Genomic DNA, 24,444 nt, shown 5'->3' on the forward strand with positions numbered 1-24,444 from the left:
AGTAATGGTTAGAATACAATTTGGGCTCCAAAAGCAATTGATCTTTTTTGTGGATAGTCGGCAGATATCTGATCGACATCAAAAATTGTTGGTATTTTTGTAATTTCAAAGATGTTGTAACCGGCAAGCGTGAAACGCAGGCGCTCCACACCAAATCGTTTGGTCATCTCTTGCGGTAGGGTATAGCCCAATACCGCCTGTTTAAGTCTCAGGTAGGCCCCATTGATGAGGTATCTGTCCTGCACATTGACTGAGGAACCGTACATTGGAAACTCAGCATCTGTGCGGTCCGGTGTCCAAGATCTTTCATACATCCATTTTGAGCCTGCTCCACCGCCCCAGTAGGAAGATAGTCCGGCCCAGATATCACGTTTCAACACACCTTGGAATAAGAAGTCAAGATCGAAATGTTTATATTGCACGTTTCCGGTAATACCAAATCGATAACGTGGTGTAGAATTTCCAATAACGACGCGGTCGCCTGGATTTGCCAATGTATTCAGTCCGGCATCTATCTTTCCATCAGGAATGCCCTCCGGTCCGCCAAGATCCTGATACCAGATATATCCCGGATAGAGGGTGCCTTGATAAGCTCCATTGTAGATCCAGTTACCATTGCTTTCGTTTCGTCCCGCAAAATCACTTTCCTGTAGTATACCACCGGTACGGTAACCCCATATTTCGCCGATCGTTTTACCATCATACATCACCTCCCTGCCCGAAGAATTGGTAATCATCATGCTGGTGTTGGCTGCGTAATGCTGTACTTTGGTCAGGTAATCGGACAGGTTGAGACCTACGCGATATCGTAGATCGGGATTGATGGTTTGTTTCCAAAGGAAGGAAAGTTCAAATCCTTTAGTTTCCAAAATACCCGAGTTTTCCAGCGGTGCGGCCGTCCCTAATGTTGTCGGAAATGAGGCACTTCCATCGGTGAGGATGTCGGTGGTCTTTCTGTTGTAATATTCAAATGTTACATCGAGCCTGTTTTTGAGAAATGTTCCATCAAATCCGACGTTCCAGGTTCTGGCTTTCTCAAATGTGAGGTAAGGGGAAACGAGTCCCGGCGGGTCGATATAGACTATTTGCTGCCCGTTGATTAAGTAAGGAGCCTTGCCTGTATTCATCGTTGCCTGATAAGGATAGATGGATGAGGGCTGATTTCCTAATTTCCCCCAACTTCCGCGCAGTTTAAGTTCGTTGAGCCAGTTCTTCGTTCCGGCCATAAAATCCTCCTGCGATATCCGCCATCCGGCAGAGAAGGATGGGAAGGTGACAAATCGATCTTTCTCCGTAAATTTGGCGCTTCCATCATAACGTAGGTTACTCTCAAAGAAATACTTCTCAGCAAAGTTGTAGTTCACACGGCCAAATACGGCACGTCCAGCCAGGGTGTATGCATTTCTGGATACTGTATGTAAAGAAGGATCTTCTGCAGCATCTGGGTTCTGTATATCGGGCGAGATCAGTTTACGGAATGTATTGGTAATCTGATTAAATTTTGTCTGTTCCTGATTGTAACCCACTACGGTGGAGAAATTGTGTTTCTCTGCCCAGGTCTTCTTATAATCAGCATAGATGTTGACCAGGTATTTATTGGTGTTATTATTGTCAAAATAAGCCCGGTTTTCCGCCGCCTCGGCTTGCTGCGATGTATATTGCCAGGAGTCTACGACTTGGTTGAATTTGGGGCTGTATCGGCTCAAGCTATAAGACTGGGGCTGATAACTGAGGTCGGCCTTTAATTTCAGCGCATTCGGAATCAAGGTGAATTCGGGGGAGATCAACAAGGATACTCTTCTATCCATCGATTGGTTATTTGCACCATAACTTAACCAGGCAAGGATGTTGTCAGTATAGGTATTGGGCAATGGATCATTTGGCCCCGTTTGGATAGGCATATTGATGTTTTTGTTTGTCTCACCCATCATGGCCGACCAGATGCTTCCCTTACCGCCGACGATATATGGACTATTGAAATTTGTCTGGTCAAAACCTATTTTACCAAAAACGCTGAACCAGTTATTTACTTTGGCATTGATGTTCATCAGCGCATTGTAGCGTTTCAACTTATCGGTGTTGATCTTGTACATGCCCGATTGGTTTTGTAATCCCCCGGAGATATAGTAGTTGATGGACTCGGCTCCACCGCTCAAGTTCAGCGTATGTTTTTGCATCGGCGTCCATTTTTTGACGGCTTCCTCAAATGGGTTAACGTTAGCGACCCAAATAATGCTGTTTCCTTCCTGATACCATGCATTTTCGGGACTGGGATTGTCCATGTACTTTTGGATCATCTCCAGCTTTTTTTCATCTGCTGTACCTGGCTTGCCATTCGTCCATAGGGTCCGATCCATGCCCGATTTTTGGATTTCATAGGCGTTTAAAATGTCAGGCAGGCCAGATGGCGTATCAAAGTTGGAGTCGAAGTTATAGGCGATCTTGCCTTTTTGATTGAATTCACCACGTTTAGTACGGACCAAGATGACACCATAGGCTGCTTTTGTACCATAGATGGCTGCCGCAGAGGCATCTTTGACAAAAGACATATCCATGATGTCATTCGGGTTGAGCTGGTTCAGGGCACCGGTAGAGCTTTCTACTCCATCTATGATCACCAAAGGATCACCATTGACGGATTCGAATACACCTGTATTGCTATTGTAACTCATGGATGTACCACCCCGTAAGTTAAAACCCGGAGTACTGTTTGGCGAACCATTTCCGAAGGTGATATTCAGATTGGGGACAAGCCCCTGTAAAGCCTGTCCGATATTGGCAACCGGCCGATTTTCAAAAGCTTCCTTACCGACGTGGGAAATGGCTCCTGTCAAATTGACTTTCTTTTGGGTACCAAATCCGACCACAACAACTTCCTCCAAAGCACTGTCGTTCTCTTCCAAGGTTATTGTCAAAGCACTGGCTGTTGCACTGTTAAACCGCACAGTCTGTGCTTTGAAGGAAAGGTGCGAAATGGTCAGCGTACCTTCCGCCTGGACGGTTTGCAGCGAAAAGTTTCCTTTGCTATCGGAAGAGGTCCTGTTGTTGCCGCCGTTGATGCTGATCGTTGCGTTTTCGATGGGTGTACCGTCTTTTTTGGAAACCAATTGCCCATTTATCGTATACTGTTGTTGCTTGGGCTGAAGGGAAGTTTTCGGAGCGCTCGGCAAGACGATGATATGATTTTTGTGCATCTCAAACTGTAAGGGGAGCTCATCTGACAGTTCTTTGAGCAGGCTTTCCAGCTTTTGGTTGGAGACATTGACATTCACCTGTTTGAGGCCATTGAAGAGACTTTCATCATAAAAGAAATGATAACCGGTCTGTTTTTTGATTTCAGTAAAAACCGATTTTAGGTTACCCTTATTGATATGTAAGGTGACCTGCTGTGCTTCGGTTTTGCCGTAGACACCATAGGTAAATAGTAAACCCAGGAAAAGGGTGGCTTTCACCTTTTTGGAAACGAGGGGTGCAAAGCTAGGTTCAGCCATTCGGTTCCCGAATAGGTAATCTTTACATTTGATAAAGTAATTCATATTTTCAGTAATAGGGTTGGTTTTTTGTTTAATTCACATCTAGATGTTATTCAAGCACTGCTGAATAGAGTAATAGGAATGTTTGTTGGAGTAGGTAATATTTAAATCATCTTTAGTCCTCCTTTGGTTTTTAAAAATTGGTTTATCTTCTTTAGCTTTTATTCTTTACGGTGACGGTTTTTCTGTCAATTTCAAATTCAAGGCCGGCCCCGCGTTTAATGAGTTCTAAGGCTTCGGCGAGGCTTACACTTCGGCTCATGCTTCCGCCAAACTTTTTCTTACTGATCGGTCCTTTGTAGATAACCTGGATATCATACCAGCGTGCCAGCTGTTCCATAATGTCCTGAATCTGGTCGTGTTCGAAATAGAAATAGCCATGTTGCCAGGCGGTTTCCTTCTCGATATTTGCCTGAGATACGCGCATGTCGTTGCCGTCGAATTCGACTTTCTGTCCAGGTACGATTTGTTTTGTCATTTTATTTTTATTGGTCAGCTGTATGCTGCCATTGATTAATGTGACATTGGAGGCCGCATTGCTGTAGGCCGTCAGATTAAAGGTTGTCCCCAGAACTTTAACAGCACCGTGGATCGTGCTGACGATGAAGGGACGATTTTTTTCGTGGGCCACTTCAAAGTAGGCCTCACCCCGTAGTTCCACATTGCGGGTCGATTTACCAAAGGCCAAAGGATAGCTCAGTTCGGAAGCTGAATTTATCCAGACTTTGGTACCATCGGGGAGTACCATCCGGTAGAAGCCCGATTCAGGTACTTTCAACGTGTTTTTTAGGTTTGCAAGTTCGGCCTGCCCGCTGTTTGGTTTGTACTGCAACTGGCCATCTACGATCCGAAGCTGTTCGCCATGCGTTTCCTCTATAGTCGTTTTCTCGTCAGAAAGAGCTACAGTTTTACCATTGGAGAGGGTAAGAGTGGCTTTCTGTCCTCCTGGCAATACATCGTTGTTATACCGATAGACTTGATCGGCGACAATTTGTTTGTCCTGAGGAGCAGAGTTTAGAAACCATGCGACACCTAAAAAGATGAGTAGGCTGGCTGCAAGACCTGCATAGATCTTTAGTTGGCGCATGCCGCCGGTATGTAATGGTCGTTTTGCTAGCTCGGCCGACGTATAATTTAGTATCTTCGTTCTTGCGCGATCCAAGTCAAGGTTATTCCAGAACTCCGCATCGCTAGATCTGAGCCCCTGGCTGGTGTATCGTTCCCATCGTTCGTGTAGGGTCGGATCATCTTCAAAGATTTTTTGGAGAGCCTGCGTATCTGCTTGGCTCAATGTCCCGCTAAAGTGCTTGACTAAGAAATCGACGAGTATAAATTGGTGATCCATCATGTTGTTCAATTGGCTGTATAAGGAGAAGAGCCATAGGGGGCGTAAAAGGATGGAAGGAAAAAAAATAAAAATTATAAATCCTTGTTATTCAGTGAGTAAAAATAATAAAAGGAGGAGTGCTCGTGCATCTAAACGTGATCTGAGAAGCTGTATAGCTCTTTTTTTCTGACTTTTAACAGTGTTGATGGAGATGGTCAGGTTATCCGCAATTTCTTCGTTGGAGAGTTTGTCGAAGACGGCCATATGCAATACCTGTCTGCAGCCCTGCGGTAGTTGGTTGATGGCTTCCATAAGCTGGTCGATGACTTCGGCCTGTATCATGGCATCCATGACGGTCTGCTCTTCGGTCATGTCCTTGTCGAGCTGGTCGACGTATTTACTTTTTATTTTTTCACGGCGGATGTGTTTGAGGCAATTGTTCCGGATGGCAATGAAGAGATAACCTCGGCGTGTATTTTCATCATCGGGTAGGGTATTGCGGCCCTCGCAGAGCCCTGCGAAAAAGCTCTGAACAACATCTTCAGCCAAAGCTTCGTCGTGGAGGATATTGTTTGCAAAGAGACAAAGCTGTCGGTAGTATTGCTGAAAAAGAGATTCAATATCGTAAGGTAAAGCTATCTGCAAATTTTCCACCTTGTTTGATGATGTATAAAGAAATTGACATAACAGGAGCTCTAGGAGCACGGGTATAAATATAGGGAAATATGCTCAGGTTTTGGATTTGAGAAAGGCAGCTGTTCTTATATTTCTTCGAAAACGTTTGAGTGCCGGCAGTTGTTCCGTTAGTGATACCGATCTGCACTACAGGAAAGAGCCAGGATGCAGTGACGTACCATTTGTCTATCTGAAAAAGCGGCCTTGCTCTGAGGAGATCGGCCGCTTTTTGTTATTCCTTCGATCCCCATTCCTTTCCGCACCCAAAAATCATCGGTAGGATAGCACATGAAATCAACACGCTTGGGCATAACGCCAGCCCCGTTGAGTAAACTTGTAATACGTTGCTGTTCTTTCCCATCATAGGCGATGACATTGATGCGTTGCAATAGGTCAAACAATTTTACGTCGAATGATGTACTTTGAATAAAAAAGCTATGGATAAATCACATATGCAGAAGATTGCACGGATTGGATTAGGTGCTTTTTTGGTTGTTGCCGGTATCGGACATCTGACCTTTGCCCGTAAGGAATTTCAGGCTCAGGTGCCAGACTGGGTTCCGATCGCCAAAGATGATACAGTTGTATATTCAGGTTTTGCGGAAATTGCTTTGGGTGCTACACTGATTTTAGCACCTGCCAAACAGCGATCGAACGTCGGAAAAATCGCAGCCGCATTTTTTGCAGCCGTGTTTCCCGGAAATATTGCCCAATATAAAGACCATCGGGATGGCTTTGGATTGGATACGGATGGAAAGCGGCTCGCCCGTTTATTTTTTCAACCCCTATTGGTGGCTTGGGCATTGAAAAGTACAAGCAAGAGCTGATTGGATGAAGACCGGTCGATCGGAAGCTGATACGAATTGTAAAAAAAAACAAACCATCTGCCTGCGGCTGTTGTCCTATAGGTACCCATGTAAGGAGTAACTTAGTTAAAAAGGTCGGGTGTTCCATTTTCATCCGACCTTTTTTATTTTTTTGCGCTATTCTTTTTGCTAATTTCCAACCTTTTCTGTTTTTTTATTGCCCATTTAAATAATTATATTCGCATCAACATACAAAATAACTAACCTATAAAAGTACAGACCTGATGGAAGAAAAAAAATTAAATGAACTGAGTAATGAAGAGTTGTTGGTTCTTAAGAAGAAAGCCAAACCCACGAAAATCATCAATGCATCGATCATTGGCTTTTGTTTAGGGATAGCCGCCTACAGTGTATTCGTCGCAGGCATAACCTGGCCGACAATTTTTCCCCTGATTCTGGCGGTCCTAGCCTATAAATATTTTGGTAAAAATGAAAAGGCTGTCGATGCGGAGTTGAAAGCCCGGAATCTCAAATAGAAAAAAGCAAACCATTGCAGTTGCGCTGTTGTTTCTTTTTAAAAGAATAGCAGAACATGAGAAGGGAACAAATAGACGCATGGATAGCCCAAGGCTACAATGTGCTGGAGCAGAAGAAACCTAAAGTCGTGCAGGGCGATATCTCGGAATACCTCAATCGCTGTGACGGACAAGGTACGGAGGTGTATGCCTTATCCGAGCTGCAAAAATGGTCGGATCAGGAGCTTGCGCAGATGGAACTGAAAAAATATGCGGATCAGTATGGACAGATGGGCGAGAAGCTGTTTCTACGGAATGAAGCAATTCGAAATAAAGACGTCGAAAAGTATGAGGCATTTTTACTACTATTTTTTCCGGACAGTGTTGAAAAAGAGCTGGAGGAAGCTCGCTTTTTGGCCGATCGTGTAAAACGTGTCAGTAAGGAAGAAATGGAACAATGGGTCGTATCGAATCATGTCAATGTACTGATGTCGGATCTTCATTGCCTGGACTATGGTTCCATTATGAGCGGTATGGTGCTTCCCTCCGAAGAGGTAGTCAGTTATACCGACGATGGGCTCAGCGACACCATTGATTGTCACGTCACCCCCATGGAGTTCTTTTCCCATACCGACCACGACTACTACTGGATCGATCCTGTTATAAAAAATCGTAATTGAATCCCTTAAATAGGCCTTTTGGACTTTCTTTTCATACGGATTAAGGTAAAGCATCTCGAACACCATCGAGATGCTTTATTTTTTTTGAATGGTTTGGGTAGCACGTAACGCTGTTAAAAGTATACTTGTTTAGTAGTCTTTATTGAAATTTTATTATTTTTGCACAGTATTAATCACATTTTAGGATTTAGATGTGATGAAAATGTGGAGTTTTTAGAAAAATAATAATTACGTAAGATATTTATAGTAATAACTATATTTGTCCAAATCAATACATCATGCCTAAGTTGGAAAGTTTGAGTGACGAGGAACTGCTTCTTTTGGTTGCTAAGAACCAGGATGGGGCGTTTCATATGTTGTATGAACGGTATAAGGCTGCTCTACTCATTTATGCGATCAAGAGAGTTGGCGAAGATGTGGGCGAGGATCTTGTTCAGGATGTTTTTATCCGTACCTGGAACAACAGGTATACCATCGATTATCAGGACGATTTCAAAGCTTATCTTTTTACAGCCCTACGGCGGCGTATCATCGATTATTTCGCCAAGGAAACGAATGCCCAGGGCTATCTCGAGGATTTAAAGTCTTATGGGAATGAATTTGCTTTTGAAGAGGCCGATGAATCTATCCGTACGCAGTCTTTTAGCGATTCTATATTTGCGGTGCTCCATCGCTACGGGCCACAATATCAGGCCATTTTAAAATTACGGCTACAGGGCTATTCCAACCCTGAAATAGCGACCTTATTGGGCCTTTCGGAGAAGACCGTGCGCAATCAATATTCATCTACTTTAAAAATCATCAGGTCTAACTTTTCATCGTTTTTACTTTTTTTATTTTTCTAAGGGACAATCGTCCAGTAGCGCCGTTTACCTTAGTATAGCACCATTAGGGCTGGACTAACAATTATGACTATGAAGATTGACGATTCACTATTTGCAAGGTATCAGGCTGGGCAATGCTCCCCAGAGGAGATGGCTGTGGTTGAACGTTGGTTGGACCAACTTGATAAGTTTCCGGAACCCGAAGATGCTCGGATGCTAAGCTTATTGGAAAGGCTGGATGAAAAGATGCCTTTCATGAAAAAGCCTAAAAAACAAGCGACATGGCCGTGGATCGCTGCAGCGAGTATACTGGTTTTATTGACAACGACGCTGTATTTATTTTGGCAGAAACAGTCCGATCGGATTTTATATGCCAGCATTCAGGAAATCAAAGCCCCGTTGAAATCAAATGCCATCGTCGTATTGGAAACCAACGAAGAGTTTGACTTGGATAAACTCAAGCGTAACGACACTTTGCAGGCCATGGGTTACCGTATTGTGCGGACTGCAGACGATCAGATTACCTACCTTACTGATGCGGACAATACTTCAAAAGTGATCTACAATACCATTCGTACAAAGACCGGTGGTACAGCCCATGTACAGTTGGCCGATGGGACGAAAGTTTGGCTGAATACCAATAGTGAACTACGTTATCCGATCTATTTTGAAGGCAATATCCGCGAGGTGGCCCTCCGGGGTGAAGGTTACTTTGAGGTGGCCAAGCAGGAGCGGAATCATAAACGGGTACCATTTTTTGTACGTGGTGACCAACAGACCATTCAGGTGCTGGGAACGAAATTCAATGCCAATTTTACGACCAACAATGAAACAGCTTTGCTTGAGGGGGCAGTGGCTTTTTCTGATCGGGGATCAAGTCTGGCGCAAGCGCGCGAAGAGAAATTCACTGTGCGGATCCGGCCAAATCAGGTTTACAATGGCAAAAAGATCACCGAAGTAAAAGATATTGAACGTTACATCGACTGGATGGAGGGGTATTTTGATTTAAATGAAGTCAATGTAGAGCAGCTGTCGCGGAAGTTGAGTGCCTGGTATGGCGTAGCTATCCGCGTAGATGCCAGTGTGGCTCAAGTGCAGCTATTCGGTCGTGTGCGACGCGACAAAAATTTAAAAGAAGTGCTCGATCTCATCGCAAAGGTGCATCCGATGAAATATACCATGGAAAATAATTACATATACATCAAATAGAAAAACGACAGACTAACAAAAACTAACCTTATGAAATTGAACGTTTACCATTTTGAAAAAAAAGTGGCGGCTACCGATTTGCCCAAAGATGTCGGTAAGTACCTGTCTAAATTAGTGCTTAGTGGACTACTTTTATCGGTGACCATGGGGGTGTCACATGCGCAGAACATTACACTAAAGGAGCATAAAAGTTCGATGTTTCAGGTGCTGGAAAAGATCCGTAAACAGGCAAATGCTGATTTGATAGGGGATTTGGCTCTCCTCAAGAATAGCAAACCCATCAGTATTCAGGCGGATAGCAAAAATATCATTCAGGTGCTGAAAGAGATCTCTGAAAATCAACCTGTCGACCTATTATTTCAGAACAACACCATTTTGGTACGCAGAAAGCAACCTACCTCTTCAGGACCGGTCAGCAATCAGCGTCCGCGGCAGGGAGCTGAAAGTTCGGTAGAGCAACATATCAGGGTAAGAGGCCGTGTTCAGGACAATAAGGGGAAACCCCTTGTTGGTGTGTCCATCAAAGTGGTGGGTAGCGCCAATAGTGGTGTTTTGTCGGGAGAAAATGGTGTTTTCTTCGTCGTCATTTCGAAGAAGACCGATTTGCTTTTTTCTATGGTGGGCTATGAGAGCAGGCGCGTCGAGGTTTCTTCGCCAGAGCCATTAACGGTAACGCTCGAGCAGGTAACCAATAAAATCGAGGAAACCGTAGTGACGGGTTATACCAAAGTGCGACGGGACAACTTTACAGGCGCTGCTACGATGGTGACTCGGCAGGATCTGGAGAAATTCAATTCAACCAATATTTTTACGGTATTGCAGGCGCTAGATCCGTCCTTTAAAGTGGATGAACGTGTCACTGCAGGCTCCAATCCCAATGTGATGCCACAGATCAATATTCGTGGGGTATCGAGTGTCGGTGAATATGCTGTAAATGCACCCCTGATTATAATGGACGGTTTTGAGGTGCCCCTAACTACGTTGTATGATATTGATGTCAATCGGATTGAGTCTATTTCGATTTTGAAGGATGCCAGTTCCACGAGTTTGTATGGTTCGCGTGGTGGGAATGGGGTGGTGGTCATTGAAACCCGCCTACCCAAAGATGGTAAGTTTACCGTAACCTACGATATGAAACCTTCGGTGGCGATGGTCGACCTCTCTGATTATAACCTAATGAATGCTGCCGAGAAGCTGCAGTATGAAAAATTGGCCGATCTTTATACTTCCCGAAGCGGAGACCCTTCCTGGGATCTGATCCAGCAGGAAAGCTACAACAACCTGCTCGCCAAGCGGGAACAGGATGTAGCAGCGGGAGTGAATACGTATTGGTTGAAGCAGCCCGTGCGAAATACGCTTTCCATTAACCATAGTCTGCGGATGGAAGGTGGGGGCAATGGAGTCAGATATAGCCTCGAAGGTGGTTATTTTGACAACAAAGGCGTCATGAAGGAGTCTGGAAGGACGCGTGGTAATGCCGGCTTTACATTGATCTATCGTATTCCCAATGTGATCACATTTCGTAATGTGGGTACTTACCTTTACAGCAAGGCCTACAATAGTCCGTACGGCGACTTTAAAACTTATACGGCACTGAATCCTTATGAACGGATCTACGATGATCAGGGGAATTATAATATCCGCTTCGGTGAACTCGGGCAATGGTATAGCTGGGGACCAACACTGTATAATCCGTTGTATAATGCGGGACTTGGTTTTCGTGATGAACAGGTGAGCCAAACGCTACAGAACAATATGTCGATAGAGTGGTATGCACTGCCCAAGCTAATTGTGCGTGCATCGGGAACAATCGTTCGTACCATTACAGATCTAGACCGGTACAAATCGCCATTCCACACCGATTTTGCCACCGTCACCGACGCCAATTTGCGTGGATCCTACACTTTTGGCAACCAAAACTTTACCAAGTATGAAGGTAAAGTGGATATGCAGTATTCCAATAAATTTGGTAAGCATCAGGTCGTGGCCAATGCGATTGCCGAAATCAGAAAGCAGAATACCGTGGGTAATCTCAATACAGTAACGGGATACGTGGACGATCGTTTTATGACTCCTCAAATGGCCTTGCAATACGCCGTGGGATCGCTGCCGAAGTCAACTTCATTACCAGTTCGTTCGGTGGGCTTCCTTGGTTCGCTTTTCTACACCTACGACAACAAATACAATGTGAGCGGTACGCTGCGTTCGGACGGCGCTTCGATCTACGGAAGTCAAAATCGTTTTGGAACATTCTGGAGTACCGGATTTTCGTACAACATGCACAATGAGGAATGGTTCAAAAATAGCTTCCTGACCAAACTGCGCTGGTACCTGAACGCGGGTACATCAAGTACCGTAAGTGAATTTAATGTGGGGATGGTGAGTACCGCCTACAACTTTTTTACGGGACAAAACTACTATAATCAGTATGCCGCCATTTATACAGGGCAGGGGAACCCGGCGGTACGCTGGCCCGAACAGCAGCAGCGAAGTATCGGTGGCGAGTTTGGGATTAAAGGCGATCTACTAAGATTGGATGTTTCCTATTATGACCGGATCACCAACCGTATGATTTCTACGGTGAATGTCGCTCCTTCGTTTGGCTTTTACAAGGACAAGTTCTTTCAAAATCTGGGAAAAGTACAGAATAAAGGGTTTGAGGCTATGGCCAATCTTCGCGTGTTGAACAACACGGCAAAGGATTTTAGCTGGTACCTCTCCGTCGGGGCGGTACAAAACAGGAGTAAATTGAAAGAGATATCCAATGAGCTGCGTACCCTCAATGAATCGCTTGTGAAGAAAGATAACAAGGGCAATGTGATCCGTCCATCGCAATTCTATCAGGAGGGCCAGTCGCTGAGTGTTATCCGGGCGGTACCATCGCTGGGGATTGATCCGGCCAATGGCCGTGAGCTATACCGCGATAGAAACGGGAATGTGACCTATCAATGGGATGCCAATAACCAAGTGGTAGTGGGTAACGCGGAGCCGACATTGTATGGGAACTTAGGGACAACGGTCAACTACAAGGGCTTGTCGGTACAAGTCATCGGCAATTATTCTCTGGGAGAAGATATCTATAATCAGACCTTAATGGACAAGATCGAAAATAATTCTGCGTATCTCAATGCCGACCGAAGGGTGTTGGAAGAGCGTTGGAAACAACCTGGAGACCTCAGCCGATATAAGGCCATCGGCGACCAATCGGTAACACAGCCTTCGAGCCGCTTTGTGCAGACGGAGTCTTTTTTGCGTCTTTCCACAATCAACGTCAACTACTCGTTTAGCAATGCCATCCTCAAGCGGTATAAGCTGGAACGCCTTCGGCTCAACTTCTCCATGAACGATATGTTCCGTTGGAGTACGGTGCGCATGGAACGGGGGATAGATTATCCGTATGCCCGTGAATTTAATTTTGGTGTAATGGTTCAATTTTAAAGCATGAAAAAGTTAATAATCGCCATCGCTGTGCTCTGCATACTGTCGGGCTGCGAAAAATTCTTAAATGTTAATCCCACTGATAAAGCTTATGAGGAGGATCTGCTCACAAATCGATCGGGCTTTAGTGCAGCATTGGCTGGTGTATACGAAACCATGAATACGGATACACTCTATGGCCGTGAAATGAAATATGGTTTTATGGAAAGCCTGGTCGGATCGTATAATGTGACCAATTCGGGGCACAACTACTACCGGTCCTTTCGGTATGAATACAATTTTGATATACCTAAAAAAACGATTGCCAATATTTGGGGTAAATTTTACCAATGCATCAATCAGACCAATATTATTCTGGCAAACGTAGACCGTATCAAGACGGATGAAAACTACGATCTGATCAAGGGGGAGGCCATCGGCCTGCGGGCATTTTGCCATTTCCAGCTGCTGAAATTATTTGGCCCTGCCATTTCGAACGAAGGGGCTTCGGCACAGGCGATCCCGTACCGGGATGGGGTGACCTATTCGGCGACGAAGTTTTCTACAGCAGCCGAGGTGATCACCTTATTGGAAAAGGACCTCGGGGAAGCTCGTGCTTTGCTAGAAAAGGATCCGATACGTTCGAATGCACGTGATGCTAATTTAAACCAATATGCTTACGAACATTACAATAGCTTAATTGATTACCGTGGTATCCGAATGAACTATTACGCAATCGTGGCACTGCAAGCTATGGTTGCGCAATGGAAAGGTGATCTAGTTGGCGCGGGCAAGTATGCCGAAGAGCTGATTACGGAGCTCAAGACCACGCAGAGCGTTAGGTTGACCCTCGATGGAGAAATCGCCCCGGGTGCTTTTGCGCGTATGCCCATGGAAAATATATTTGCACTGTTTTCCAGTAAACTGGGCGTGATGGTAAGTTTGGTTTTTGCGCAGCCAGATGCGACTATTTCAAGCTCGACCTCACCCTTTTTATTCCCTAATTATTCGTGGTTGCGAACGAACCTTTACAACAGTACGGTGCATGGCTCGCTGAATGATGCTCGTCTGGCCAATTGGTTTACACAGCCCAATACCGCGTATCCCTGGAAGCTTTCGAAGTACCTATTTGATCTCAAGCGATTGCCTTCGGAGGTCAATTATCGCCCGGCTTATGAAAACAAGATCATTGGACTGCATACCATCTATATGATTGCGGCCGAAAGTAATGCTGCTGCTAATCCAACCAAAGCAATGGAATATCTCAACCTGGTGCGCAAAAGCAGAAACATCAGCACTGATCTTGTGCTCAACGCAGATATGACACCCCAGAAGCTCAAGGATCTGATCTTTGACGAGATGCGCAAAGAGAATATTGGTGAAGGTTACCTGTTTACAGAATATAAACGTCTGTATAGGGCCATTGATCGGCCTACACTGGTACAGCCTAAAAACGAAATATTCAGGCTGCCAATTCCAGATGATGAATTGTTGTATAACCCTCAAAACTAACCGAAATGAACAGATATATTTTGCTTTTTTGTGCTGCCGTTATACTGGGTGCCTGCAATAAAAACGACAATATGCTCCAATTTGACGATACCCAGAGTTACATCTATTTTGCCTATCCAAATGCCAATACCAGATCTGTAGAAAAATTTGCAGATAGTGTCTATTATGGATTTGCGTTGGATGCCGATCTGCAACGCAAGGAAAAGACCCTTGCGATTCCGATCGGTATCGGCGGAAGGGCGAGTGCGAAAGACCGTAGCTATACGTATGTATTGGAAGATTCGTCCAAATATGATCAGGCTGCCGTGAAATTTTCAGCACCGATGATCGGCGCCAGCCGCTATGTGGATACCCTCTTTATCACATTTCAACGTACAGTCAAAATGAAAGCTGAGCCCACGGTCTTGTATCTGCGCATGGAGCAAAATGAGGCTTTCGCTCCCGGAAACCTATACAATCAAAAAATACGGATTGTGGTTGACGATATACTGAATGAACCGGCTTGGTGGAATACCTGGAAAAATTATTTTGGCCCTTATCAAAAAGAGGTGTTCCAGCAATGGATGCAGGTCTATCACCTTGGCGCCGACCCTTCACCAGATCTGACGACAGGGGCGCCGGGGCCAATATATTATTGGAATAATATGCCTACTTCGGCTATTGCAAGCTGGTATCCTGTCACCTTCAATTATATTCAGGTGCTCAAACAGTATTTTATCGATCACCAGGTCTATCCTGATGGCGACAGTACAAAAGAACGTATTCTATTACCTTAACGATGAAGCAGATGAAATTTATAAACCGATCTTTTATCCTGTTCCTGGCTCTTCTGATTGTAGGAGGCTGTTCTAAGGATCTAGGTAACTATAATTACAAGGACGTGAATACGATAACAATCACGGGCCTGCTGGAAGCTAATCATCCGACGGGACGAATTTATGAAATCCCGTTTAACGATACGATTCGGTTGAATCCAACAGTGATGGGGACGCTTTCGGCTAGTGATACGACACAACTCACCTTTGAATGGAAGGTGGACTCTGTTGCAGTCAGTAAATCGAAAAATCTATTTTATGTGGCCAATAAGCGTTATGGTAAGATCTCGGCCGAGTTTACTGTAACGGACAGATCTACGGGAATAACAAGCAGCTACAATTGTTTTTTGAATATTGTGAACCCGTATAAATGGGGGTACTATGTACTGACACAGGATAAATCGAAAGCGGCATCATTGTACTGCCTATCGAGCATTACCAAAAAAGCTTCCTTTGATCAGGTTTTATTGCCCAAGTTAGGTAAGCTGGGCCAGAATCCGCTGTCGATCAGTGGGACCAAAAAGTATGGCGCTTCGTCAACAGACTTTTATAATGTGTTGACCATCGGGATTCGGGATGCTGTAAATCCTGTCGTGGTCATTGATTCCAGGGAGTTTGTGCCTACGCTGCTGTACAATTCTTCCAGCTATGTCGGTGGTGGCAATTTTGAGCTTCGTCCAAGCCAGGTGATGAACGACCGATACAATGACGTGATCTATGTGGTTAATAAAGGTAAGTTTCATGTACTGCGGAAGGGCGCTATAGCGCTGCCTGCTTTTATCAACGATCCGACGGATTACCAGATTGCACCGAATGGTGTGGCCGCCCCGCTGGGCAATGGTAGATACTTTATGAGTGTCTACGACGAAAAGAATAAAAAAGTGCGGGTGTGGGATAATGGTATTACGGCCAATGAGTATGTTTATATCAATGATTATAAAGATATCCTGGGGCAGGAGCTCATGAATGGAAAGGTATTTTTGGCCTGTAGTTATGCCAATATCCCTTCGATCAACCATATCTACCTCTTTAAACAGGACAATCAATTGTATTCTTATCGTTTGGATTACGCTGCGGATTATAAACCGAAATCGTTCAGTCTACTGGGCAGCGGTCCAATGCCGACAACTAGTGCAATTGGTTATGTCTATTTTGATGGTCCTACAAGCCGTTGGTTTATGGCTAGTGGCAAAACCATTTATATGGCCTCTTACCTCGGTGTCGAATTCCAGAAATATGTGCAGCTGCCTGAAAATGCCACTGGAGATATTGTCAAATTTAAGATCCTGGATGGCAAGCTGATGATAGCAACCAATGATCTGACCGCCAGTAAGCCTGGGTCCATCTATATTTATAACGCAAACACCATGGTCTTGGAACAGTCTTTTCCACATGTGGTTGACGAGATCGTCGACCTCCATTTAGGGATATTGACGCAATAAAAACTGTTAGCTCTTAAAGCATAATATCATTCATTTAAACATGTATAAATCTTAAAATATGAATTTGAAATCAATAAAATTAGCCATTCCGCTACTACTATTGGGAAGCCAGGCTGCTTTTGGACAATTAGCTGCAAAAAAAGGAATTACTCAGGAGGAGCTATATAAGCACCTCAATGGTTTGTTTCAGAAAGGGACAGATGAATCGAAGGCAGAAATACTGAAAGAAGCTGAATTTCTGGCGAAATCGAAAAAAGAGGAAGACCAACTGCTGGCAGGACAGATCTACAATGGCTTGCAAAATGCAGATAAAGCCGATGCGATAAAGGCAGGTATCGCCAAAAAGTTTCCAAAGGGAATTACCGCACGAAATGAAGCTTTCGGTAAACTGTTTAAAGCGGAAAATCAGACTGCGGCACAATTAGAAGAGCAGTATACTAGCTTAATTAAAAAATTTCCGGAAAATAGCTACGCTGAAAAAAATAGAGGAATCTATGGTTACGGCATGGGGACTATTGCACAACAGTATGCAAAAGAAAAAAACTTGGATAAGGTCAGTTATTATCTGGAACTATTGAAACCCAAAGACAATTATGCTAACGCTGTTTTTGCGATCGGACGCGAGTTAAACCGACAAAAAGAGTACACTTTTTCACAAAAGATGCTTGAACCCGTCTATGGCAATCTAATTCAGCTGAAATCTGAAGGTAAGAAAACTGTGGGTGGTCAATACCTGGGGGCTATTGGCCTGCAGTATGCGGATGCTTTAATGGGCAACAAGGATGTGGATAAGGCGCTTGAAGTATTGGACAAGGTGCGCACAGAATTACCGTCCGAATCGGCAACGATCGCCTATGCCAAGGCGCTTCAGGCAAAAGGACGCGATCTGGATGCTTTTCAGCTTATGGAAAAGGAAGTTGTCAAAGAAGGGAAAGATCCCAAAATGATGGAAGTACTCCTGCCTTTGTACAGTAAGCTGAATAGCGGGTTTTCGGACACGACGGCTTATCTCAAAGCGCTAAATGGACGTATTGACGAAATGCTGGTTACAAAATTGAAGGGTGAAATGATCAAAAAAGAAGCACCTCAGTTTTCGTTGGTGGATCGTTCGGGCAAGGAGGTATCTTTGGCGGGCCTGAAAGGAAAGGTGGTTGTACTTGACTTCTGGGCAACCTGGTGTGGACCATGTAAAATGTCATTCCCGGGCATGCAGGCTGCGGTCAACAAATATGCAAATGATCAGGAGGTCGCATTCTTGTTTATCAATACCTGGCAGAAGGAGGAAAACTATAAGGAACTTGTCAACAACTTTATCAACGACAATAAATATAGTTTCCATGTCCTATATGATGAGATGAAGGAGAAGGATAAGTCTGTCGTTTCGGCCTACGGTGTCAGTGGCATCCCTACTAAAGTGGTGATCGATAAAGATGGTTTTATTCGCTTTCAGTCATCGGGTAGTGGTTCGGATGTCGAAAAGATCGTTAACGAAATTTCAAACAAGATCGAATTAGCCAAGAAAGGTTAAGGTATCCTCCAAGCTAGAACTGCGATTTGGCGGTCAAAAATAGGAAAGATAATGTCCCAGAAAGTCCATGATTTGCCAATGTTCTCGTTTGGCAGATTATGGACTTTTGTTTATCTGGGTTTAAGCTACAATTTCTATTGGATTTCCCTCTGGATCAAGTATGACACTTTCATAATACCCATCGCCCGTCGTACGGGGTTCGCTTTCGATAATATATCCATCCGACCGTAATTGCTCGGTCAACTTATCGACAGCATCTTTTCCACCTACGCTTAGGGCTAGATGGGTATAACCTTTGCTCAGGCTTCTGTCAGCTGCTGCTGCAGTGATATCAATACGGTTCATAATCTCTAAACGTGCGTCTGACTCGCGGAATTTAAGAAAGTAGGATGAAAACCCTTTCTTCGGGTTATGGTATTTTTCTCCGCTAACAGTACCAAAGTATTTGGCGTAAAAAGCACGTATTTTCTCGAGGTCATCGACCCACAGGGCGAGGTGTTCTATTCGCATGGCAAATCTTTTTATTTAATTACATTGCAATATTATGCAAATTTGCATAATATTGCAATGTAAAATTTATCAGAATGTTGAACAAACCGATCATTAACGAATCGATAATTAAGGCAAAAACAGCGACACAGGTTATGTTTTTGGTATGTGGCCTCGCGCTATCAAGCTGGGCACCGATGGTACCTTTCGCCAAGGACCGTCTTGGTCTTAACGATGGAGAACTGGGGCTTTTACTGCTGTGTTTGGGTGGTGGTGCACTATTAACGATGCCTCTCTCTGGTTTTTTTATTGGGAAACTTGGGAGTAGACAAGTGATTTTGATCTCAGGTATAATTGCTGCCGTTGTGCTCCCTGTTCTGTTGATGGTAACAAATAGCTATTTGATGGCCTGTGTTCTTTTTATATTTGGCTGCAGTATAGGTAGTATAGATGTGGCTATGAACGCACATGGTGTGCAGGTTCAGAATGCCATGGGTAAACCGATCATGTCATCTTTACATGGGCTGTTCAGCGTAGGTGGCCTATTTGGATCGATCGGCTTGGGTTTTCTGATAAAGATGGGGCTAATTCCGATTTATGCGGCAGTTACTATCGCTATCTTTTTAATACTGCTATTGATCTTACAATATCGAAAGCTGCTGGGTTACCATAAGGAAAAGGAAATCATTGTCGAGTTTTCCCACATTGATGAGACTCGGGTTTCCAAAAAAAGATTTCAATGGCTCAGGTGGAGTGTGCTGGTACTTGGGCTGATGTGTTTCATCGCCTTTCTGTCGGAGGGAGCGATGTTGGATTGGAGCGCCATATTCTTGCGGGATCACAAAGGCGTATCTCCGGAATTTACGGGAATTGGATATGCGGCCTTCTCCGTAGCGATGGCGGTGATGAGATTGCAGGGAGATCGATTAGTAAGTAAGCTGAATAGTAAAGTGGTGGTGATCGGTGGGAGCCTATTGGCGTCATTAGGTATTTTGATCCTGGTATTTAGTCCCTGGCTTTCTGTTACACTTGTTGGATTTGTCCTGTTGGGACTGGGAGCCGCCAATATTGTCCCAGTATTTTTTAGCGAGGGTGGCCGGATTGAAGGACTTTCACCGACAGTAGCCATTCCGGTTATTTCAACCATGGGCTATGCAGGTCAGCTGGCAGGACCGGCACTTTTGGGTGCTATTGCACAGCATTTTTCTTTGATCATTGCTTTCGAAACAATAGCTTTACTTTTTCTAGTGGTAGCCCTTATCTATAAAATCAGGAAGTAATAGCATGTTAAAAGAAGAGCGTTTTGAGGTAATCCTCCGCGAATTGGCGAGTCGGAGGAAGGTGAAATTTGAAGAACTGGCGGTATTGTTGGCGGTATCGGAAGATACCATCCGTCGCGACATAGATCTTCTCTATCGGAACGGCTTGCTTTCCAAGACCAGGGGTGGGGCTATGCTTCGCGAAAAAGATCCGTTGACTTTCCAGGATAGGCAATCGTTTCTGACCAAAGAAAAAGATATTATTGCATTAAAAGTACAGCAGTTTCTGAAAGATGGCATGACCCTTTTTGTGGATGGTGGCACTACGACATGGGCCGTAGTGAATGCGATGCCATTGGATATCCGGATCCGGATGGTTACGAATAATTTTTCCATCGTGCCGCTGCTCGATAAGTTCAAAAATGTGGAACTTATTTTTTTGGGTGGTAATTTTGAACCCGATCTGGCTGTAACTTCAGGCATCACAACCTGTATGGAAGTTGCTAAATATAACGCCGATATCTTTATTATGGGAACTTGTGCTGTAGATCCTGAGCTCGGTGTATCGGCAACGTCAGCTGCAGATGGCGAAACAAAAAAGATGATGGTGCAATGTGCAAAGAAAACAATAGCCTTAGCCAGCCAGAATAAGCTTTATCAAGGGGAACTGTTTAGGGTATGTCCAATAGATTCGCTCACGGCATTGATCACCGACCTGGACTCCAATGATCCCGAATTGAATCCATTTAGAAATATGGATCTGCAGATTGTATAGACGGCCTGACTATTTTGGCCTTGTATTGTGGTCGAATTCAGTGAATAATCATCCGTGCGGCAAGCTCTTTTGTTTACATGCTGCTGCGAAGTGGTATTGTTGTATCCGGCAGAATGACGGGTAGATAGCGTTAGATGATGTGCCTTTTTTCGGTAGCCAGTGTCAATGTATGTTGTAGATCCACGACGTCGCCGATGATAATGATGGCTGGATGTCCCATGTTATACTCTTTGCTTATTTTTACGAGATCTTTGACTTTGCAATGCACTTGTCTTTGTTGAGGTAAGCTCGCGTGCTGTATAATCGCGGCTGTTGTTTCTCCTTTACCGTGTAACACATAAGTACGTGCAATTTCGTCGAGCTTACGCATGCCCATATAGATAACTACTGTAGATCTGCTCTGAACCGCTAGTTGCAGATCGGATGAAAGGGTTCCATCTTTCTTCATGCCTGTCAATACCCATACGCCTTCACTTACACCGCGATGTGTTAATGGAATATTATGAAGGCCTGCGCCTTGCATGCTGCTGATACCCGGAATATAGGTGATGTCAATGGATCTGTTTTGCACGGTAAGCCATTCTTCAAAACCCCGGCCAAAAAGATAGGGATCACCACCTTTAAGTCGTAGCACCCTGTCGAATTTGCTGCAGTAATGTAGGATAAGTTCATTTATTTCTTCCTGAGGAACGTATTTTCCATAAGGATGCTTGCCAACATAGTGTTTTAAGCAGTTTTTGTCTGCTATTTGAAGGATTTCTTGATTAATTAGGTTGTCATATAGGATCACTTCAGCATTTTCTATCGCTTTATAAGCTTTTATGGTAAGTAATTCGGGGTCTCCCGGTCCAGAACCTACAATAAATAAGGTTTTTTTCTTTATTTCTTTCATTATATCCTTTTTTTTGTTTTTATTTTATATAAAAGTATTAAAAAATATGACTAAAATCATGTTTTGTGTTAATTTTTATGTTTTATTTTTGAAAAAATATTATAAAAATCATATTTATTTTGATTTTTTGATTTTTTATTCCATAAATTAGTGTTATTGAAAGTGTAAATTGATTTTTTTCAATAAAAATTATGATTATGGATAGAAAAAATGTTGTTATTATCGGAAATGGTATGGTTGGTAATAAGATTTGTGAAAAATTAAAGCAAAAATCTAATAACCTAGGTATAACTGTATTCGCAGAGGAGTCAATTCGAGCTTATGATCGTGTTCATTTGACAGATTACTTCAAAGTTTCGTCCATTAATGAACTTTTTTTGCTAAAAAATGAGTGGTATATAGAGAATAATGTAAAAATCCATTTAGATGATCCTGTTATTGCTATAAATCTCTTGAAAAAGGAAGTGAAGTCTCTAAAAGGGATTACATTAAATTATGACTATTTGGTTTTTGCGACAGGTTCTGCCCCTTTTGTTCCTCCTATTCCTGGGATTGAGAAAGAAGGGGTGTTTCTCTACCGTACAATCGAAGACTTGGAGTTGATTAAGGCTTATGCGGCAAAGGTCAAAACTGGTACGGTCATGGGGGGCGGACTTTTGGGTCTTGAAGCTGCTAAAGCTCTCCTAGATCTTGGCCTAAAAGAAACTGCTGTGATTGAATTTGCTCCCCGCCTGATGCCACGCCAGATCGACGATAGTGCCAGTGTGCTTTTGCAGCATAAGCTCGCGGAATTGGGCTTGCGTTGCTTATTGCAAAAATCCACAAGTCAACTGCTGGGTGATGATCGCCTCACAGGAGTCGCCTTTAACGACGGCACCTCCATGGCGACAGATCTGCTGGTGATATCGGCTGGTATACGTCCCCGTGACGAACTCGCCAAGAAGTCGGGCCTAGCTGTCGGTGAACGGGGTGGAATTTTGGTGAATGCACAGATGCAGACCTCAGACCCTTCAGTTTATGCCATCGGTGAATGCGCCTTGGTGAATGATATGATTTATGGTCTGGTGGCGCCGGGGTATGAGATGGCTGAAATTGCGGCAGCTCAAATCGTAGGGGAAGAAAAATCTTTTATAGGGTTTGATATGAGCACTAAACTGAAACTGATGGGAGTTGATGTGGCTAGTTTTGGAGATCCTTTTATCAGTGAACCTTATGCTCGAACGATCTTATTGGAGGATCGTAATAAGGGTATTTATAAACGACTAAACGTCAGTACAGATGGAACGCGGCTATTGGGCGGAATACTTGTCGGGGAAGCGACAAGTTACAACATGTTGCTTCAGATGGTTAACAATAACCTCGCATTAGCAGAACATCCAGAACTTCTCCTTTTCGACCAACAGCGTGACAGCAGGTCGGCTTCTTCTGGTCTAGAGGCTCTTCCTGATGCGGCGCTAATCTGCAGTTGTGAAGGAGTTTCTAAAGCACAGATTTGTGATGCTGTAGCAACTAAAAATTGTGAAAATGCGGACGCCGTAAAGAAATGTACCAAAGCCGGATCAGGATGCGGCGGCTGTGTGCCGATGATTAAGGACCTTGTTAATTACACCATGAAACAGCAAGGGAAATACATCCGGAGTACCATCTGTGAACATTTCAATTTGAGCCGTCAGGAGCTTTATGATCTGATCAAGATCCACGAGCTTAAAAGTTATGATCATGTATTGGATGCGTTGGGCCATGGCCATGGCTGCGAAGTATGTAAACCTTTGGTGTCTTCCTTGCTTGCCAGTCTTTGGAACGAGATGATTCTTGGCAAGGGTAATGATGTGGCTCAGGATAGTAACGACCGTTATTTGGCTAATATACAAAAGGGTGGGACATATTCGGTGGTTCCGCGTATTCCAGGCGGTGAAATTACCCCGGATAAACTGATCGTTATTGGGGAGGTGGCCAAGAAATACAGGTTATATACAAAAATTACGGGTGGACAGCGCATTGACTTATTTGGTGCACATCTCAATGATCTGCCATTGATTTGGGAAGAACTTATTGCTGCGGGTTTTGAAAGTGGACATGCTTATGGTAAGGCACTACGGACTGTTAAAAGCTGTGTAGGCAGTACCTGGTGTCGGTTTGGGTTGCACGATAGTGTTTCTTTTGCGATACGGATAGAGGAACGCTATCGTGGACTACGTGCTCCGCATAAGATCAAGTCGGCCGTTAGTGGTTGTATTCGCGAGTGTGCTGAAGCGCAGAGTAAGGATTTTGGAATTATTGCAACCGAAAAAGGTTGGAACCTTTATGTTTGCGGCAACGGTGGAAGTAAGCCGCAGCATGCCTTATTATTAGCCTCGGATATCGATAGTGAAACCTGTATCCGTTATATCGACCGTTTTTTGATGTTTTATATCCGCACCGCGGATCCGTTAACGCGGACTGCTACCTGGCTCAATAAAATGGAGGGCGGAATAGATTATCTAAGAAATGTTGTGGTACAGGATAGTCTGGGGATGGGTGATTCCTGGGAACAGGATATGCAGCTGCTTGTTGATAGTTATCGCTGTGAATGGAAAGTCGCTGTGGAGGATCCGGAAATTCGTAAACGCTTTGTTCATTTTGTAAATGCACCAGAGGAGAAGGATGAAACTGTTCGCTTCGAAAGCTTTCGCGGACAGAAGAAAGCTGCAGATTGGAACATCAATACTTATTAAATATAGAATCACTAAACCTTTTAATTGAAATC

At 44.0% G+C, this 24,444-nt stretch carries 19 protein-coding genes; 13 read left to right on the forward strand and 6 right to left on the reverse strand.

Annotated features, from left to right (window positions below):
- Positions 1 to 8: 8 nt before the first annotated feature.
- The 4 genes from B3P16_RS02240 to B3P16_RS02255 all read right to left on the reverse strand — a co-directional run bounded on the left by B3P16_RS02240 (position 9) and on the right by B3P16_RS02255 (position 5,936).
- Positions 9 to 3,536, reverse strand: coding sequence for a SusC/RagA family TonB-linked outer membrane protein (locus B3P16_RS02240; RefSeq protein WP_286841174.1), 3,528 nt, complete (start codon positions 3,534 to 3,536; stop codon positions 9 to 11).
- 151 nt (positions 3,537 to 3,687) lie between these two features.
- Positions 3,688 to 4,881 (reverse strand): FecR family protein, encoded by a 1,194-nt coding sequence (locus B3P16_RS02245; RefSeq protein WP_286841176.1) that lies wholly within the window; start codon positions 4,879 to 4,881, stop codon positions 3,688 to 3,690.
- Between the two features lie 84 nt (positions 4,882 to 4,965).
- Positions 4,966 to 5,565 carry an RNA polymerase sigma-70 factor gene (locus B3P16_RS02250; RefSeq protein WP_286841178.1) on the reverse strand — a complete coding sequence of 200 codons (600 nt, stop codon included), beginning with the start codon at positions 5,563 to 5,565 and terminating at the stop codon, positions 4,966 to 4,968.
- A 98-nt stretch (positions 5,566 to 5,663) separates the two neighbouring features.
- Positions 5,664 to 5,936: a hypothetical protein gene (locus tag B3P16_RS02255; RefSeq protein ID WP_286841180.1), complete on the reverse strand. Its 273-nt coding sequence runs from the start codon at positions 5,934 to 5,936 to the stop codon at positions 5,664 to 5,666.
- A gap of 36 nt (positions 5,937 to 5,972) precedes the next feature.
- Between B3P16_RS02255 and B3P16_RS02260 the strand changes: the two genes are divergently transcribed.
- The 10 genes from B3P16_RS02260 (at position 5,973) to B3P16_RS02305 (ending at position 18,283) form a co-directional block, all read left to right on the forward strand.
- Complete coding sequence (locus B3P16_RS02260) at positions 5,973 to 6,362, forward strand: DoxX family protein (protein ID WP_286841181.1); 390 nt, start codon at positions 5,973 to 5,975, stop codon at positions 6,360 to 6,362.
- Positions 6,363 to 6,625: 263 nt separating this feature from the next.
- Complete coding sequence (locus B3P16_RS02265) at positions 6,626 to 6,877, forward strand: hypothetical protein (RefSeq protein ID WP_046674299.1); 252 nt, start codon at positions 6,626 to 6,628, stop codon at positions 6,875 to 6,877.
- A 56-nt stretch (positions 6,878 to 6,933) separates the two neighbouring features.
- Positions 6,934 to 7,536 (forward strand): hypothetical protein, encoded by a 603-nt coding sequence (locus B3P16_RS02270; RefSeq protein ID WP_286841182.1) that lies wholly within the window; start codon positions 6,934 to 6,936, stop codon positions 7,534 to 7,536.
- A gap of 278 nt (positions 7,537 to 7,814) precedes the next feature.
- The gene (locus B3P16_RS02275; RefSeq protein WP_046674297.1) at positions 7,815 to 8,381 is read left to right on the forward strand and encodes a sigma-70 family RNA polymerase sigma factor; all 567 of its coding nucleotides are present in this window, start codon (positions 7,815 to 7,817) and stop codon (positions 8,379 to 8,381) included.
- Between the two features lie 69 nt (positions 8,382 to 8,450).
- Positions 8,451 to 9,569: a FecR family protein gene (locus B3P16_RS02280; RefSeq protein WP_286841184.1), complete on the forward strand. Its 1,119-nt coding sequence runs from the start codon at positions 8,451 to 8,453 to the stop codon at positions 9,567 to 9,569.
- A gap of 30 nt (positions 9,570 to 9,599) precedes the next feature.
- Positions 9,600 to 13,007, forward strand: a complete 3,408-nt coding sequence (locus B3P16_RS02285) for a SusC/RagA family TonB-linked outer membrane protein (protein ID WP_286841185.1) — start codon at positions 9,600 to 9,602, stop codon at positions 13,005 to 13,007.
- A 3-nt stretch (positions 13,008 to 13,010) separates the two neighbouring features.
- Positions 13,011 to 14,498, forward strand: coding sequence for a RagB/SusD family nutrient uptake outer membrane protein (locus B3P16_RS02290; protein ID WP_286841186.1), 1,488 nt, complete (start codon positions 13,011 to 13,013; stop codon positions 14,496 to 14,498).
- Positions 14,499 to 14,503: 5 nt separating this feature from the next.
- Entirely contained in the window at positions 14,504 to 15,274 is a 771-nt protein-coding gene (locus tag B3P16_RS02295; protein WP_286841187.1) for a DUF4843 domain-containing protein, read from the forward strand.
- Positions 15,275 to 15,285: 11 nt separating this feature from the next.
- Positions 15,286 to 16,755 carry a PKD-like family lipoprotein gene (locus B3P16_RS02300; protein ID WP_286841188.1) on the forward strand — a complete coding sequence of 490 codons (1,470 nt, stop codon included), beginning with the start codon at positions 15,286 to 15,288 and terminating at the stop codon, positions 16,753 to 16,755.
- Between the two features lie 58 nt (positions 16,756 to 16,813).
- Positions 16,814 to 18,283: a TlpA disulfide reductase family protein gene (locus tag B3P16_RS02305; protein WP_286841189.1), complete on the forward strand. Its 1,470-nt coding sequence runs from the start codon at positions 16,814 to 16,816 to the stop codon at positions 18,281 to 18,283.
- A 120-nt stretch (positions 18,284 to 18,403) separates the two neighbouring features.
- Here B3P16_RS02305 and B3P16_RS02310 read toward each other — a convergent pair whose 3' ends face one another.
- Positions 18,404 to 18,793, reverse strand: a complete 390-nt coding sequence (locus tag B3P16_RS02310; protein ID WP_046674292.1) for a VOC family protein — start codon at positions 18,791 to 18,793, stop codon at positions 18,404 to 18,406.
- A gap of 74 nt (positions 18,794 to 18,867) precedes the next feature.
- On the opposite strand from B3P16_RS02310, the gene B3P16_RS02315 reads away from it, so the two are divergent.
- Positions 18,868 to 20,052, forward strand: coding sequence for an MFS transporter (locus B3P16_RS02315; RefSeq protein ID WP_112373451.1), 1,185 nt, complete (start codon positions 18,868 to 18,870; stop codon positions 20,050 to 20,052).
- A 4-nt stretch (positions 20,053 to 20,056) separates the two neighbouring features.
- Positions 20,057 to 20,806 (forward strand): DeoR/GlpR family DNA-binding transcription regulator, encoded by a 750-nt coding sequence (locus B3P16_RS02320; RefSeq protein ID WP_286752996.1) that lies wholly within the window; start codon positions 20,057 to 20,059, stop codon positions 20,804 to 20,806.
- A 130-nt stretch (positions 20,807 to 20,936) separates the two neighbouring features.
- On the opposite strand, the gene cobA is transcribed toward B3P16_RS02320, so the two are convergent.
- Positions 20,937 to 21,698, reverse strand: coding sequence for a uroporphyrinogen-III C-methyltransferase (gene cobA, locus B3P16_RS02325; protein WP_286752995.1), 762 nt, complete (start codon positions 21,696 to 21,698; stop codon positions 20,937 to 20,939).
- A gap of 197 nt (positions 21,699 to 21,895) precedes the next feature.
- On the opposite strand from cobA, the gene nirB reads away from it, so the two are divergent.
- Positions 21,896 to 24,412 carry a nitrite reductase large subunit NirB gene (gene nirB, locus B3P16_RS02330; RefSeq protein ID WP_286841190.1) on the forward strand — a complete coding sequence of 839 codons (2,517 nt, stop codon included), beginning with the start codon at positions 21,896 to 21,898 and terminating at the stop codon, positions 24,410 to 24,412.
- Positions 24,413 to 24,444 lie beyond the last annotated feature (32 nt).

This window comes from Sphingobacterium sp. UBA7631, from assembly GCF_002483935.1.
Taxonomy (GTDB): Bacteria; Bacteroidota; Bacteroidia; order Sphingobacteriales; family Sphingobacteriaceae; genus Sphingobacterium; species Sphingobacterium multivorum.